The following is a 14,462-nucleotide window of genomic DNA, read 5'->3' as shown; positions in this document are numbered from 1 at the left end:
TTGATCAGGGCCGAGGCATCCTTGGCTTTCAAGTCAAACTTGACCGGACCGACGCCGGACTTGGTGATCGCCTCCGGCGCGCCCATGCGCTGGCCCTGGTACATCACTTCGGCTTCATCGAAACCGGCGATCGCCGCCGCCAGGTAGGACAGTGGCGCCAAATCTCCGGAAGCGCCGACCGAGCCCTTCTGCGGCATGATCGGATGAATACCGGCGTTCAGGAAAGCCAGCAGGCGATCTACCACTTCCACCCGCGGCGCCGAATAGTTGCTGGCGAAGGCATTGGCGCGCAGCAGCATGGTGGCGCGGCTGACTTCTTCCGAGAACGGTTCACCGATGCCGGCGCAGTGGGCCTTGATCAACTGGGTCTGGAACAACTCGATGTGTTCGACCTTGATGCGGGTGTCCTTTAACAAGCCGACGCCGGTGTTGAAGCTGTACATCATCGGCGCTTCGTCGTGCATCCAGGTCGCTTCGAGGTAGTCGCGGCTTTCTTTCAGGGCAGCGCGCGAGGTGTCGGCCAGGGCTACCGGCAGGTGCGGTGCGCGGGCGACGTCGACCACTTGCTGCGCAGTCAGGTTGAAGCCGTCGATGGTGATGGTGGTAGTAGTCATGTCCAAGTCCAAAGTAGATTAGCGTTGTAGATTAGCGTTTAAAATTTTCGACAAAGCGGCTGAACGCCAGGGCGGCGAGGGCGGCGTCGCCGGTCGTCATGATTTCGTCCGGATGATGGCTGATGCCGCCGTTGCCGCAGCGGACGAACAGCATCGCCACATCGGTGATGGCGGCCATCGCCATGGCGTCGTGGCCGGCGCCGGACGGCAAGCGCCTGGCGCTCAGTCCGCTGCTTTCAATCGCGGCCGCCAGCTGCTGTTGCAGCCACGGCGCGCAAGGCACGCTGGAGGCTTCGTGGGTCTTGCGGCTGCGGACCGCGACATGGCGGCGCTGGCTGACTTGTTCGATCCTGGCCAGCACATCAGCCACCGCGGCTTGCCGTATCTCATCCTGTTCGGCGCGGATGTCGATCGAGAACACCGCCTTGCCCGGCACCACGTTGGCAGCGCCGTTCGGCACATTGAACTGGCCGACGGTGCCGACCAGGCCGCGCGTGCCGTGGCAGCGCTGCTCGATATACAGGCCGATTTCCGCTGCCGCCATGGCGGCGTCGCGCCGCATGTCCATCGGCACGGTGCCGGCGTGGCCGGCCAGGCCTTCGATCTCCACCATGAAGCGCGAAGCGCCGGAGATGGCGGTCACCACGCCCAGCGGCAACTGCTGGTTGAGCAGCACCGGTCCTTGCTCGATATGCACTTCGACAAACGCCAGCACGGTTTCTGGTGCATACGCCGCCTTGCCCAGGCCGGCGGCATGGAAGCCGGAAGCGGCCATGACGTCGCGCATGCTTTGCCCGGCTTCGTCCAGGTTATCCAGCACCGCCAGGTCGAAGGTGCCGGCGGCGGCGCGGCTGCCGAGCAGGGTGGCTTTGAAGCGTACGCCTTCTTCTTCGGCAAAACCGATGACTTCGATGGCGAACGGGAAGCGCTTGCCGGCGGCATGCCATTGCTGGACACAGGCGATCGGCAGCAGGATGCCGAGGTTGCCGTCGTATTTGCCGCCGTTGCGCACCGTATCGAAATGCGAGCCGGTCAGTAGCGCGGGCGCATCCGGGGTCAGGCCCTCATAGCGGCCGATCACATTGCCGGCCATGTCGCGCCGCACGCTCATGCCGGCCGCGCACATCCATTCCGCCAGCCGCGCCGCCGCGCCGTGGTGGGCGCTGGTCAGGTAGGTGCGAGTCAGCATGTCGGGCGCTTCGCTGAACTGCGCCAGCTCGTCTGCCCAGCGCATGATCAGGTCGCCGCAGGCAGTCTGTGTTTCCGTTGTGCAATGCATGTATGTCTCCTTGCTGTCGATTGACGGGTTTTTCTTGGTTTTTTTGGATAATACTCTTGAATTCAATTATTGCATACAATAAGTGAATGCATTATATTGAATCCGGGGCGCTGCTTTTCCGGGCTCGGATCGGAGCGCATCCAGACATATAAATTGGTATAAACCAAACAAAACAATTAGGAGACGAACGTGCGGCGCTTTTATAAATCATTGTTTGGGCAGGTGCTGATAGCGCTTGTCATGGGAATCGCAGTCGGAGTGTTGTTCCCGAAATTCGGAGAAAGCCTGAAACCCTTGGGCGACGGCTTCATCAAGCTGGTCAAGATGATCATCCCGATGATCGTGTTCTGTGTCGTGGTGCAAGGCATCTACGGCGCGGGCGAGTTGAAGAAGGTCGGCCGGGTCGGGCTCAAGGCGCTGATCTATTTTGAAGTGGTGACCACGGTCGCCCTGGTGCTGGGCCTGCTGCTGGCTTTCGTGTTCCATCCAGGCGTCGGCATGAACATCAATCCCGATACGCTGGACGCCAATGCGCTGTCGAGCTACGTGGAAACCGCCAACAAGGTCAGGGGCAGCAGCTTTGCCGACTTCGTGATGAAAATCATCCCGAATACCGTGGTCAGCGCGTTTACCTCCGGCGACGTGCTGCAGGTGCTGCTGTTCTCCATCATTTTCGGTTCGGCCCTGTCGCTGATCGGCGACAAGGCGGCGCCTATCGTCACCGTCGTGCACAGCATGTCGGAAGCGTTTTTCAAGTGCATGTCATTCATCATCAGGCTGGCGCCGCTGGGCGTGTTCGGCGCGATTGCCTTCACCGTCGGCAAATACGGCGTCGGTTCCCTGCAACAGCTGAGTTTCCTGGTGCTGCTGTATTTCTTCGCCGTGGTGGTGTTCGTGTTTGCGATCCTGGGCACCATCCTGCGGCTGGCGGGTTTCAGCATCTTCAAGCTGATCAAGTACCTGCGCGCCGAACTGCTGGTGGTGCTGGCCACCGCCTCATCGGACAGCGTGCTGCCGCAAGTCATGCGCAAGCTGGAATACATGGGCATCAAGGACTCCACCGTGGGCCTGGTGATCCCGACCGGCTACTCGTTCAACCTCGACGCCTTCTCTATCTACCTGACCCTGGCTGCCGTATTCATTGCCCAAGCGACCAACACGCCGCTGGCGCTTACCGACCTGCTGGCGATCCTGGCGGTGGCCTTGATTACTTCCAAAGGCGCGCATGGCGTGCCGGGTTCGGCGATCGTGATCCTGGCCGCAACCTTGTCCGCCATCCTGGCGATCCCGGTGGTGGGCCTGGTGCTGGTGCTGTCGGTCGACTGGTTCATGGGCATTGCACGCGCGCTCGGCAACCTGCTGGGCAACTGCGTAGCGACGGTGGTAGTGGCGGTGTGGGAAAAAGATATCGACAAAGTACGCGCGCATGCAGTCTTGAACGGCGCCCGTCCGGCCGCCAAAGAGGACGAGCTTGAAGCGGCGAACCTGCAAATTGCGGCCGAAAGCCGGCCGCTGTAGGCAGGAAAACGATGCGCCCGGCGCCGCTGGCGGCCGGGCGCGCAAGATTCTTATTTTTTGAAGGCGCCGCATTTGCAAGTACAATTTTGATCTTTAGAACCACGCTCCAAGGGAATCGATAACATGAGCTTGTCTTCCAGCCCATCCGGCGCCGACAGTTCTGACGATATTGCGGCCGATATCACGACCGCGATTGCCGAGCAGCGCCTGCCGCCCGGCACCAAATTGCGGGAAGAAGCCCTGGCGCGCTTGTATTCCGTGAGCCGCACCAAGATCCGGGCGGCGCTGGTGATGCTGGCGAAAGACAAGCTGATCGACCTGGTGCCCGACAAGGGCGCATTTGTGAGCCGGCCGACCGAAGAGGAGGCGCGCCAGATATTTTTCGTGCGGCGGGTGCTCGAGACGGCGCTGGTGCGTGAATTCGTGGCCAAGGCCACCGCCGCCGATTACGAATTGCTGGAGCAGCACTTGCAGCAGGAGCGCGAGGCGCTGTCCAAGGAAAATCCACAGGTCCGCTCCAGGCTGCTGAGCGATTTCCACATCCTGCTGGCGCGCACGGTGGGCAACCAGGTCTTGACCGACGTCCTGACCAAGCTGGCTGGCCGCAGCTCGCTGATCACCATGTTGTACCAGTCGACCCGGGACGCTGCCTGTTCATCGGACGAGCATGTGGAGTTCCTGCAGGCGGCGAAGGCCGGCGATACGGAAAAGGCAGTGCAGCTGATGCAGCATCACTTGCACCACGTGGAATCGGCCCTGCAATTCGAGATACCGCCGCCTGGCGGCAAGAAGGATTTCATCAAGGCGCTGCTGGCCTAGGCCATCTTTCCTCACATCTGCTTGAACAGATGGATAAAGCTGCGGCTCACTTCCAGTTTTTCGGTATGTCCCTTGATCAGCACCTGGTGGCGGCCGCGCATGTCGCGCGTGATGCCGTCGATGGCGTTGACGTTGACCAGCGTGGCGCGGTGGATCTGCCAGAACAGGTCGGGATCGAGTTCTTCCGCCAGGTCGCGCACCGGCTTGCGGATCAGCGCTTCGTAGCTGGCGGTCTGGACGCTGGTGTATTTTTCATCCGAACGGAAGAACAGGATTTCCTGCACCGGGATCAGGCGCAGCTGCTGGCCGATGCTGGCTTGTATCCATTGCAGGTAGACCGGTTTGGTGGCGATCCCCATCTGCTTGGCGAGCTGGGTCAGCATCGAACTCATGTCGGTCGGCGCTGAACTCAGCCGGGCCTTGAGGCGGACCACGGTCAGGCGCAGCCGTTCGGCTTCGGCCGGCTTCAGGATGTAGTCGACCGCGCCTTGTTCAAATGCCTGGATGGCGTATTCGTCGTAAGCGGTGATGAATACGATGTGGCTTTTGCCGCCGATTTCCTGCGCCGCCTGCAGCCCCGTCTTGCCGGGCATGCGGATGTCGAGAAAGGTGAAGTCGGGTTGCAGCTGGTCGACCAGTTCTATCGCTTCGTCGCCGTTCTTGGCTTCACCGAGGATTTCCAGTTCCGGCCAGGCCTGGCTCAGGCGCAGGCGGATCTGGTCGCGCATCAGACGTTCGTCATCGGCAATGATAGCGGTAGGCATAGGCGGATTCTAATATGGATTCAACGTTTTTTCTTGACTGAGCCCGAACCCATGATGCTGGTATGCACTTCCGGGTCGCCGCCATACGTGACATCGCCGGAACCGGCCGTCGAGACCCTCAGGTTCTTGCTGGCGTAGACATGCGCATCGCCGCTGCCGACGATCGAGACGGCGGTGTTTTCCGCCATCAGGTCATAGCCGTCGTAGTCGCCGCTGCCGGCAATCGACACCCTCAGGTCGCGGGTCTTGCCCCTGACCTTGATGTCGCCGGCGCCGGCGATGGAAGCAGTGACAGTGGGGCTGTTCAATTCGCCGCTGACATTGCCGGAGCCGGAGATGGAAATCCTGATGCTGTCTTTTGAGCTGAGTTTGCCGATGATCTTGAGATCGCCGGAGCCGAAGATGCCCAAGCTGCTGACGTCAGGCGCCGTGATATAGACATTGACGTCATGGCGGCTGCTGAAAAACGAATGGCCGCCGAAATAGATCTTCAGCGTCGAACCGCTGTTCTCCAGCTCGACCTTTGAAGCGACGCCGCTCTCGGCTTCGATCACCACCGGCTTGGCCGGCCCCTGGGTCAGGTATACATTGACCGCATCCATCACTTCCAGCTGCTGGAAGCTGTTTACCTGGCGTTCCGTCTTGACTGTGTCGGCGGCCATGCTGTCGCTGCTGCTGAGCAGGGGAACCATGGCCGCAGCGGCCAGTGCAAGGACAAACGCAAAACGCGGGATCGATTTCATATTATGTTTCCTGTTGCTTCCCAGCCTGTTGGATAGATTTATTGAGGCTTGGCCTTGGCGCCGACTACCTGGTACGGCACCTCTATGGTTGAACATACACCGCTCGGGCTGTTGGGCGCAATCTCCAGTTGCGCCGCAGCCCCATGCAACAGCTTGAGGCGTTCGCGGATGCTTTGCAGTCCCAGCCCGGTGCCGTCGCTTGGGAAGGCGCCGAAACCGAGGCCGTCGTCAGTCACGCTGACGCGCAGCTTATTGTCGGCGACTTCAGCCTTGATGCGCAAGTAGCCGCCGTCCGCCTTGCGTTCCAGGCCGTGCTTGATGGCGTTTTCCACCAGCGACTGCAGCATCATCGGCGGGAAAGCCGCGCTGCGCAAGCCTTCCGGCACCTGCAGGTCGATGTGCAGGCGTTCTTCCATGCGCATCTTCAGCAAGTCCAGGTAAGCCCGCACGATGTCGACTTCGCGTCCCAGCGTGGTGACGGTGGAGGTTTCCCGCATTTGCGGCAATACCGCACGCAGGTACTGGATCAGGCGTTTCTGCATGGCCGAGGCGCGCGGCGGATCGGTTTCGATCAGGTAGTCGACCGACGCCAGGGTATTGAACAGGAAATGCGGTTCCACCTGGGCCTGGATCATCTGCATCTTGGCTTCCGATACTTCGCGCTGCAGGTTGGCATGCTCGGCGGCGGCATTGGCGGCTTTGGCGCGCGCTTCGGCGCGCTTCTTGCCGCCCATCAGGGCCTTGGTGCCGAACAGGCCGATCAGCAGCAGCAACACAAAATTCACGAACCATTCCGACGATTTTTTCTGGTAGCGGGCCACTTGCTGCTCGGCCTTTTCGGCGGCTGCTTCATGGATCGCGGCGACAGCGTCGTTGATCGCCTGGTTGACATCTGCGGTCGCTTCCGGCGGCAGGGTCAGGCTCAGGCTGGCGGCGTTAGGCGGAGCCGGGGCAGCCGGCGGTGCCGGTGGCACGGGCGGGGTTTTCGGTACGCTGTCTTCATCAGGGACATCGGCGGCGTCAGCGGCAGGCGATGCCGCAGCGGCGGCCGATGCCGGCGTTGCGGGAGCCTTCGATGTCATCGCGCTGTCGCCGTCGCCATCGTAGGTATAAGTACCGGTTTTTATATGGACGCCGGTGTCGTCGATGCGGATATCGGTATTGCCTTTGTTGCGCTTGGACGGCTTGCTCGACTGCTGGCTGACTTTTTCAATCACCAGTTCATTGGAGGAAAACAAGGTCTCTTGCAAAATACCGGCAGCTGCCAGCACCAGCGCTGCAAACAACAGGAACTTCCACCACGAGAGTTGCGTTACCCAGCTAGCTACTTTGTCGAAACCTCGCGACAGGTAGACCGAGGCAATGGATGCATTTTTTTTTAATGTGGCGTACGAATCAGAATTCATGGAGTGGGGCCAATTTTGCGGCAACTCAGCTAAGTTGTCGCCATTTTAAACGGAACGGACACGGCAGTCTGGCCGTTTTTCTACAGGGCCGCGCTCAGCGCCGGCGAGCCGCCTGATTCGGCTTTCTTGCGGACCACCTTTTTCATGGCCTGTGTGCGTTGCTGTTGCTGCTGCTGTGTAAAAGCCATTTTTTCTTCCGGCGTCATGCGCTTGCCGATAATCACGATGGGCGGCATCAGCAAGGGGATATCGTCCGACTGTGCCTGCGCTGCGGCTTTCTTGGCCGGCGCTGTCGCCATGGCCGGGCTGATGCTCATGCTCAGGGTCGCTAACAGCGTGGCGGCGACCAGTAATTTAGACGTGGTGTTCATTTGCAATCTCCTGGTATGGAACTGCTGCGGTTTAGATGACAGTTTTCTTGCGGCTGGCTTCTTGCTGCGCCAGGACCGACTTTTGCTCACGGTTCAGGCGTTTGCCGACGATGGTGATGGTAGGCAGGCAGCCTTCTTCCTGCGCCATGGCCAGCTTTTCTTGCGGAGTCAGGCGCTTGGCGACGATCGTCACGGTTTGCAGGAACTCTGGATGGCTTGGACGCTTGCCGACGATGGTGATGGTTGCCAGTGTCGAGATTTCGGTTTGCTGCGGTGCTGCTTGTGCCGGGGCGACGCTGCCAGCCAGGGTGGCGATGGACAGGATGGCGATCAGTGCTTGGCGTGCTGTGTTCATTTGTGTTCTCCTTAAGTGGCTGGTAGGTGGCAAACGTTGTTGCATGTCGTCACTTTAGGGAGGGGCAGGGCAAGTCGCCAGCTGCTTGCGACAATCTGCAGAAATGGCGGAACAGAATACAAAAAAGCCCGCCTGAGCTGCAGCGGATTTGTGTGGCTTTTGGGGAAAAGGCGGGGATACGGCCCAGGAATGGCGCTATGTCAGGCTGTCTGGAGCATGATTTTCATTGCTTTAAAGTCATGTAACTTGAGTGCCGGACAGCAAATCTGCCGTTTCCCTTATGCAAATCGATTCTATGCACATGCAAAAAAGTTCGTTCTCTTTATAACAAACCGGTGAGATTATCGTTGTTCTTTAGCCGTATTTGTAATAAGAGGACGATGTATGACAGCCGCCGCACTTGCCCAACCAGGTCTTATCAGGCCCGCCGCGCCGTTTCGCGTGATGCCCGGGTTTCGCCTGTCGCTGGGGTTTACCCTGTTTTACCTGGCCCTGATCGTACTGATCCCCTTGTCGGCGGTGTTCCTCAAGACCTTCACGCTGAGCTGGGATGGCTTCGTCGCCGCAGTCACCTCGCCGCGGGTGATGGCCTCTTATCGCCTGACTTTCGGCACTTCCTTGCTGGCGGCGCTGCTGAACGCGATTTTCGGCGGCATCGTGGCCTGGGTGCTGGTGCGTTACCAGTTCCCCGGCAAGAAGCTGATCGACGCCCTGGTCGACCTGCCGTTTGCGCTGCCGACCGCGGTGGCCGGCATCGCCCTGACCGCGCTGTATTCTACTAACGGCTGGATCGGCCAGTACCTGGAGCCGCTGGGCATCAAGGTCGCCTTTACACCGCTGGGTATATTAGTAGCGCTGACTTTCATCGGCCTGCCGTTTGTGGTGCGCACAGTACAGCCGGTGCTGGAAGACGCCGAGAAAGAACTGGAAGAAGCGGCCGCCAGCCTGGGCGCCAATCATTGGCAGACTTTTACCCGGGTAATTTTCCCGACGGTATTCCCGGCCTTGCTGACCGGTTTTGCGCTGTCCTTTGCGCGCGCCACCGGCGAGTACGGCTCGGTCATCTTCATCGCCGGCAATATGCCGATGGTGTCGGAGATCACCCCCTTGTTCATCATTACCAAGCTGGAGCAATACGACTATGCCGGCGCTACCGCGATTGCGGTGGTGATGCTGACGGTGTCGTTCCTGCTGCTGCTGGCGATCAACGTACTGCAAGCCTGGACCCGCAAGCGCGGCCAGTCGGTCAAAGTCTAGGAGCCGGACGTGAGCGCAACCGCCAGCAATTTTGACTCGACCGTCACTCCGGCTCCCACCGTGCCCGCCGCCAGGCCGCAGGCCAGGGGCGAACCGGTCCATGTGCCCAACGCCACCCTTGAGCCGCTGTGGGTGCGTACATTGTTGATGACAGTGGCGCTGCTGTTCCTGGCCCTGTTCCTGGTGGTGCCGCTGCTGTCGGTATTTGCCGAAGCGTTCAAGAAGGGCTGGGAAGCGTATCTCGCGGCCATCATCGAGCCGGATGCGATCAGCGCCATCAAGCTGACCTTGCTGACCGCCGCGATTGCGGTGCCGCTCAACCTGGTGTTCGGCGTCGCCGCCTCGTGGACCATCGCCAAGTTCGAATTCCGCGGCAAGAACATCTTGCTGACGTTGATCGACCTGCCGTTTTCGGTGTCGCCGGTGATTTCCGGCCTGATTTATGTGCTGCTGTTCGGCGCCCAGGGCTGGTTCGGCCCCTGGCTGCGCGAACACGACATCAAGATCCTGTTTGCGGTGCCGGGCATCGTGCTGGCGACTGTATTCGTCACCTTTCCCTTTGTTGCACGCGAACTGATTCCCCTGATGCAGGCGCAGGGCAGCGAGGAAGAGGAAGCGGCGCTGGTGCTGGGCGCTTCCGGCTGGAAGACCTTCCGCTACGTGACCCTGCCGAATATCAAGTGGGGCCTGCTGTACGGCGTGATCTTGTGCAATGCGCGCGCCATGGGCGAGTTCGGTGCGGTGTCGGTGGTGTCCGGCCACATCCGCGGCGAGACCAACACCATCCCTTTGCAGGTCGAGATTCTCTATAACGAATACAACTTCCAGGCAGCATTTGCGGTGGCCTCGCTGCTGGCGTTTCTGGCGCTGCTGACTCTGGCGCTGAAATCCTTCATCGAATGGCGTTTGCGTGAAACGGTACTGCCGCACAACGCACATAACGCCGTGCATCAACAGGAGCTGACATGAGCATCCAGGTAAGCAATATCAACAAGCGCTTCGGTGAGTTTGTCGCACTGAACAATGTGTCGCTGGAATTTCCCACGGGCGAACTGACTGCGCTGCTGGGCCCCTCGGGCTGCGGCAAGACTACTTTGCTGCGCATCATCGCCGGCCTCGAAGCGCAGGACAGCGGCCAGGTCTTGCTGGAAGGAGAGGACGCTTCTTCGCGCCATGTGCGCGAGCGCCAGGTCGGTTTCGTGTTCCAGCATTATGCGCTGTTCAAGCACATGACTGTATTTGAAAACATCGCTTTCGGCCTGCGCGTCAAGCCGCGCGCCCAGCGTCCAAGCGAAAGCGCGATCCGGGAAAAAGTGACCAGCCTGCTGGAGCTGGTGCAGCTGGACTGGCTGGCCGACCGTTATCCACCGCAATTGTCGGGCGGCCAGCGCCAGCGCATCGCACTGGCGCGGGCATTGGCGGTGGAGCCGCGCGTGCTGCTGCTGGACGAGCCGTTCGGCGCGCTCGACGCCAAGGTGCGCAAGGAATTGCGGCGCTGGCTGCGGCGCCTGCACGACGAATTGCATGTCACCAGCATTTTCGTGACCCACGACCAGGAAGAAGCGCTGGAAGTGGCGGACCAGATCGTGCTGATGAACAAGGGCAATGTCGAGCAGGTAGGCGCGCCGCAGCAGGTCTATGAGAATCCGGCTTCGCCTTTCGTCTACGGCTTCCTCGGCAACGTCAACCTGTTTCACGGCCGCGTACACCAGGGTGTGCTGGATACCGGCGGCGCCAGTTTCGAGGCGCCTGAACACGCTGCTGCGCAGGACGCGCAAGGCATCGGCTACGTGCGGCCGCACGACCTGGAAATCGATCGTTACACCGCCGGCGCCGAAGGCATCGTGGTGCAGCTGCGCCGCGCCCATGCCATCGGACCGTTGGCGCAGCTCGAACTGGAGCGTAGCGATGGTGCAGATAACGGCTTGATCGAAGCAGTGATTTCCAGCGAGCGCTTCAAGCAGCTCGATTTGAAAGATGGCGAAACCCTGGTGGTGCGTCCGCGCCGCCTGCAGGTATTCGTCGATCAGCAAGCAACTCGGTAAGATAAGGAGAACACTATGAATTTTCAGCAACTACGTTCTATCCGCGAAGCAGCGCGTTGCGGTTTCAACCTGACCGAAGTAGCGAATGTCTTGTTTACTTCGCAGCCCGGCGTCAGCCGCCAGATCCGCGAGCTGGAAGAAGAGCTGGGCGTCGATATTTTCATCCGTAACGGCAAGCGCCTGATCGGTCTGACCGATCCCGGCAAGGGCATCCTGAAGATCGTCGAAAGGCTGTTGCAGGAAGCCGAGAATTTGCGCCAGGCCAGCCAGGAATATTCGGGCGAAACCAGCGGTACCCTGACCGTCGCTGCCACCCATACGCAGGCGCGTTATGCCTTGCCGCGCGTGGTGCAAGGTTTCCGCGCAAGCTTCCCGGATGTCCGCATCGCCCTCCAGCAAAGCTCGCCGGAACATATCGCCGACTGGGTAATATCGGGCAAGGCCGACGTCGGCATCGCCACCGAGGGCCTGACCCAGTTCAAGGAACTGATTTCCTTCCCGTGCTATGAATGGAGCCATGTGCTGGTGGTGCCGGAGAATCATCCCTTGCTGGAAATCAGCGGACCGATCAGCCTGGCCGACCTAGCGGCCTATCCCTTGATTACCTACGACATCGGCTTCACCGGCCGTGGCCATATCGACGATGCTTTCCGGACTGCCGGCATCACGCCGGACATCGTGCTGACCGCGATGGATTCCGACGTCATCCAGCAGTACGTGTCGCTTGGCCTCGGCGTCGGCCTGGTGGCTTCGATGGCGACCGAGCATACCCGCCAGAACGGCTTGCGCTCGATCGAGGTGTCGCATCTGCTGGCGTCCAACGTGACCCGGCTGGCAGTGCGGCGCGGCGCCTACCTGCGCTCTTATACCTATGATTTCATCTTGCAGTTTGCACCGCAGCTGAAGCGCGAAGATATCGTCGAAGCATTGCAGGCGGAGCCGCACAGCGCCGGCAGCAACAGCGTGCACAAGGCTGATTTTGAACAGCGCATCCTGAAAATCGCCTGAGCCGAGCGCCGCTTCTAAACCCGCTTGAGCAAGGCCCGGGTCACGTTCTTGTCATATTCAGACGTTACGATTTCGTTTGTCTCCTCCGTCCCTCCTCGGGTTCGGATTTAGCCCGCTGCCGCAAGGCCAGCGGGCTTTTTCTTTGCCGTTCGGTGTCCTGCCGGGGCAGTCCATGGTTGCATTGCAGCAAAGAAAGTTGCCACTTAACAATCAGCTTCGTCCTATACTCAATTGCCTTGTTGAAATTGCCTGGCTGGTCCAGGTGTATCAAACGGGTCGGGTAAACACTTGATTGATTAATCGACGTCACGTAAATGGAGCTCTCTATGGACTGGACACAACTGATAATCGGACTGGTCAGCGGTGCCGCCGGCGGCAACATTGCAGGCAGCATATTAAGTAAGTTTAACCTTGGCCCGGTGGGCAATTCGATCGCCGGCATCGTCGGTGGCGCCATCGGCAGCAGATTGCTTGCGGCCCTGACCGGAGGCGCTGTCGCCGGCGCCGGCGCGGCGGCGGGCGGGATGGACCTGACATCCATTATCAGCAACGTCGGCGGCGGCGGCGTTGGCGGGGCGATATTGATGGTGATCGTGGGTTTGATCAAATCCAAGATGGCCGCGAAATAAATTCGGGCCAGGCCAATGTAACGCCAGGCGGCACCGGGCAACTGGTGCCGCCTTTATTTTATGGAACCGCTTGGCGCCGGCAGCAACAGCGTGCACAAGGCCGATTTTGAACAACACATCTTGAAAATCGACTGAATTGCGCGCTTCCATATCACTGTCGGAAAAAACCATTAAATCAATAGCTTAGTGAGTTAGCAGGATGGTTACCCACAGGGCTACTCACAATTTCTGTGGGTAACTCACATCGTGTGCCAGCCGCTTGCGGTATCTCATCGGCCTACAATATTGTTGGCTATAATCGACGGCTTGGATGTCCGCTGTAGCGCATTTATCAAGCCCAGCCCGTCAAGCCTAGCCACTCATTGGAAAACAATAAATTTATGACCTCATCCCCGGAAAACCTCAGCATGGCAGTGTTCTGCGACTTCGAAAACGTTGCGCTCGGCGTGCGCGATGCAAAATACGAGAAGTTCGACATCAAGCCGGTGCTGGAGCGCCTTCTGCTGAAGGGCAGCATCGTCGTCAAGAAGGCTTACTGCGACTGGGAGCGCTACAAAGAATTCAAGGCCACCATGCACGAGGCCAATTTCGAGCTGATCGAAATCCCGCATGTGCGCCAGTCAGGCAAGAATTCGGCTGACATCCGCCTGGTGGTGGACGCACTTGATCTTTGCTACATGAAATCGCACGTCAATACCTTCGTCATCATCAGCGGCGACTCCGACTTCTCGCCGCTGGTCTCCAAATTGCGCGAGAACGCCAAGCAAGTGATCGGCGTCGGCGTCAAACAATCGACTTCCGACCTGCTGGTTGCCAACTGCGACGAATTTATTTTTTATGACGACCTGGTGCGTGAGAGCCGGCGCACGGCCGCAAAGCGTGGTGCGCGGGAAACGCAGCCGGCAGCCAAGCGTTCGCCCGATGAAGAAAAGCGTCGCAAGGCAGAGTTGGACGCGCGCAAGAACCAGGCGATCGACATGGCGGTTGAGACGTTCGATGCGTTGGTGTCCGAGCGCGGCGACAGCGGCAAGATTTGGGCATCCGTGTTGAAAGAGGCAATCAAACGCCGCAAGCCCGATTTCAGCGAGTCCTATTACGGTTTCCGTGCCTTCGGCAATTTGCTGGAAGAAGCCCAGGCACGCGGTCTGCTCGAATTCGGCCGTGACGAGAAATCGGGGACCTACGTATATCGCAGTAGCGGCGGCTCGATTGCCGGCGAAGTCGCTGCGGAACAGCCTGCGCCAGCATCGTTGCCGCTGTCGGAAGTAAGTGACGCCACAGTAGTTTCGCCGACGGTAGCAGCGGCGGCTGAAGACAACGGCGCCAAACCTGATACCCGCCGCAAGGGCCGCGGAGGCCGCAAGCCGGCCGAAAAGAAAATCGCAGCGGCTGCGCCGCAAACTGCCGCGAAGGGGGGCAATATATCGCCGGAAACGCCAGCAGTTGTCGAAGCGCCAGTTCAGCCACTGGAAGAAGCTCCGGTCAAAGGGGTAAAAACGGCCCGCAAGCCCGCCGCGCGTAGCCGTCGCCCGCGTAAATCTGACGTGAAGCCGGACGAAGCTTGATGAGGGACTGCCGCGATTTAGTGTCTCTACGGTAGCGGCGACACCGCTATCCGCTCGCTACGTATTCCGGTATCGATGTTTGAGAGGCC

Annotated in this window: 15 protein-coding genes; 8 read left to right on the top strand and 7 right to left on the bottom strand. The window is 59.9% G+C overall.

Translation table 11 applies throughout. The features are described 5' to 3' along the window. Together JWQ61_RS01385 and JWQ61_RS01380 are read right to left on the bottom strand one after the other, a co-directional pair. Positions 1 to 614 (bottom strand): aromatic amino acid lyase (locus JWQ61_RS01385; protein ID WP_304358932.1); only part of this gene is annotated, 614 nt, incomplete at its 3' end. A 31-nt stretch (positions 615 to 645) separates the two neighbouring features. Then, positions 646 to 1,893 carry an allantoate amidohydrolase gene (locus tag JWQ61_RS01380; RefSeq protein WP_304358931.1) on the bottom strand — a complete coding sequence of 416 codons (1,248 nt, stop codon included), beginning with the start codon at positions 1,891 to 1,893 and terminating at the stop codon, positions 646 to 648. A 189-nt stretch (positions 1,894 to 2,082) separates the two neighbouring features. Here JWQ61_RS01380 and JWQ61_RS01375 point away from each other — a divergent pair, with 189 nt between their 5' ends. Then, the gene (locus tag JWQ61_RS01375; RefSeq protein ID WP_304358930.1) at positions 2,083 to 3,411 is read left to right on the top strand and encodes a C4-dicarboxylate transporter DctA; all 1,329 of its coding nucleotides are present in this window, start codon (positions 2,083 to 2,085) and stop codon (positions 3,409 to 3,411) included. A 123-nt stretch (positions 3,412 to 3,534) separates the two neighbouring features. Then, complete coding sequence (locus tag JWQ61_RS01370) at positions 3,535 to 4,230, top strand: GntR family transcriptional regulator (protein ID WP_304358929.1); 696 nt, start codon at positions 3,535 to 3,537, stop codon at positions 4,228 to 4,230. Positions 4,231 to 4,241: 11 nt separating this feature from the next. Here JWQ61_RS01370 and JWQ61_RS01365 read toward each other — a convergent pair whose 3' ends face one another. The 5 genes from JWQ61_RS01365 to JWQ61_RS01345 form a co-directional block, all read right to left on the bottom strand. Continuing rightward, positions 4,242 to 4,994, bottom strand: coding sequence for a LytTR family DNA-binding domain-containing protein (locus tag JWQ61_RS01365; protein WP_120235106.1), 753 nt, complete (start codon positions 4,992 to 4,994; stop codon positions 4,242 to 4,244). Between the two features lie 20 nt (positions 4,995 to 5,014). Then, positions 5,015 to 5,737: a head GIN domain-containing protein gene (locus JWQ61_RS01360; RefSeq protein ID WP_304358928.1), complete on the bottom strand. Its 723-nt coding sequence runs from the start codon at positions 5,735 to 5,737 to the stop codon at positions 5,015 to 5,017. 38 nt (positions 5,738 to 5,775) lie between these two features. Next, a complete protein-coding gene (locus JWQ61_RS01355) occupies positions 5,776 to 7,143 on the bottom strand; it encodes a sensor histidine kinase (RefSeq protein WP_304358927.1) in 1,368 nt (455 codons plus the stop codon). 80 nt (positions 7,144 to 7,223) lie between these two features. After that, positions 7,224 to 7,514 carry a hypothetical protein gene (locus JWQ61_RS01350; RefSeq protein ID WP_304358926.1) on the bottom strand — a complete coding sequence of 97 codons (291 nt, stop codon included), beginning with the start codon at positions 7,512 to 7,514 and terminating at the stop codon, positions 7,224 to 7,226. A 31-nt stretch (positions 7,515 to 7,545) separates the two neighbouring features. Further along, a complete protein-coding gene (locus JWQ61_RS01345; protein ID WP_304358925.1) occupies positions 7,546 to 7,869 on the bottom strand; it encodes a hypothetical protein in 324 nt (107 codons plus the stop codon). Between the two features lie 384 nt (positions 7,870 to 8,253). On the opposite strand from JWQ61_RS01345, the gene cysT reads away from it, so the two are divergent. The 6 genes from cysT (at position 8,254) to JWQ61_RS01315 (ending at position 14,373) form a co-directional block, all read left to right on the top strand. After that, positions 8,254 to 9,126 carry a sulfate ABC transporter permease subunit CysT gene (gene cysT / locus JWQ61_RS01340; RefSeq protein WP_304358924.1) on the top strand — a complete coding sequence of 291 codons (873 nt, stop codon included), beginning with the start codon at positions 8,254 to 8,256 and terminating at the stop codon, positions 9,124 to 9,126. 60 nt (positions 9,127 to 9,186) lie between these two features. Beyond that, positions 9,187 to 10,095 (top strand): sulfate ABC transporter permease subunit CysW, encoded by a 909-nt coding sequence (gene cysW, locus JWQ61_RS01335; protein ID WP_304358934.1) that lies wholly within the window; start codon positions 9,187 to 9,189, stop codon positions 10,093 to 10,095. Then, positions 10,092 to 11,171 carry a sulfate/molybdate ABC transporter ATP-binding protein gene (locus JWQ61_RS01330; RefSeq protein WP_120235111.1) on the top strand — a complete coding sequence of 360 codons (1,080 nt, stop codon included), beginning with the start codon at positions 10,092 to 10,094 and terminating at the stop codon, positions 11,169 to 11,171. Before cysW ends, JWQ61_RS01330 begins: the two co-directional genes overlap by 4 nt. 15 nt (positions 11,172 to 11,186) lie before the next feature. Further along, complete coding sequence (locus JWQ61_RS01325) at positions 11,187 to 12,179, top strand: CysB family HTH-type transcriptional regulator (RefSeq protein ID WP_120235112.1); 993 nt, start codon at positions 11,187 to 11,189, stop codon at positions 12,177 to 12,179. Positions 12,180 to 12,505: 326 nt separating this feature from the next. Beyond that, positions 12,506 to 12,808 (top strand): hypothetical protein, encoded by a 303-nt coding sequence (locus JWQ61_RS01320; RefSeq protein ID WP_120235113.1) that lies wholly within the window; start codon positions 12,506 to 12,508, stop codon positions 12,806 to 12,808. Positions 12,809 to 13,170: 362 nt separating this feature from the next. Continuing rightward, a complete protein-coding gene (locus JWQ61_RS01315) occupies positions 13,171 to 14,373 on the top strand; it encodes an NYN domain-containing protein (RefSeq protein WP_369684869.1) in 1,203 nt (400 codons plus the stop codon). Positions 14,374 to 14,462 lie beyond the last annotated feature (89 nt).

Origin of the sequence: Collimonas fungivorans (assembly GCF_028292705.1) — a bacterium.
GTDB lineage: Bacteria > Pseudomonadota > Gammaproteobacteria > Burkholderiales > Burkholderiaceae_D > Collimonas > Collimonas fungivorans_B.
The sequence above is the reverse complement of the archived record's forward strand: the minus strand, read 5'-3'. Positions and strand labels throughout refer to the sequence as shown.

Coding starts and splice junctions, on each gene's coding strand:
- JWQ61_RS01380 (WP_304358931.1), bottom strand. CDS start 1,893: ATGCATTGCACAACGGAAACACAGACTGCCTGCGGCGACCTGATCATG.
- JWQ61_RS01370 (WP_304358929.1), top strand. CDS start 3,535: ATGAGCTTGTCTTCCAGCCCATCCGGCGCCGACAGTTCTGACGATATT.
- JWQ61_RS01365 (WP_120235106.1), bottom strand. CDS start 4,994: ATGCCTACCGCTATCATTGCCGATGACGAACGTCTGATGCGCGACCAG.
- JWQ61_RS01360 (WP_304358928.1), bottom strand. CDS start 5,737: ATGAAATCGATCCCGCGTTTTGCGTTTGTCCTTGCACTGGCCGCTGCG.
- JWQ61_RS01355 (WP_304358927.1), bottom strand. CDS start 7,143: ATGAATTCTGATTCGTACGCCACATTAAAAAAAAATGCATCCATTGCC.
- JWQ61_RS01350 (WP_304358926.1), bottom strand. CDS start 7,514: ATGAACACCACGTCTAAATTACTGGTCGCCGCCACGCTGTTAGCGACC.
- JWQ61_RS01345 (WP_304358925.1), bottom strand. CDS start 7,869: ATGAACACAGCACGCCAAGCACTGATCGCCATCCTGTCCATCGCCACC.
- cysT (WP_304358924.1), top strand. CDS start 8,254: ATGACAGCCGCCGCACTTGCCCAACCAGGTCTTATCAGGCCCGCCGCG.
- JWQ61_RS01330 (WP_120235111.1), top strand. CDS start 10,092: ATGAGCATCCAGGTAAGCAATATCAACAAGCGCTTCGGTGAGTTTGTC.
- JWQ61_RS01325 (WP_120235112.1), top strand. CDS start 11,187: ATGAATTTTCAGCAACTACGTTCTATCCGCGAAGCAGCGCGTTGCGGT.
- JWQ61_RS01320 (WP_120235113.1), top strand. CDS start 12,506: ATGGACTGGACACAACTGATAATCGGACTGGTCAGCGGTGCCGCCGGC.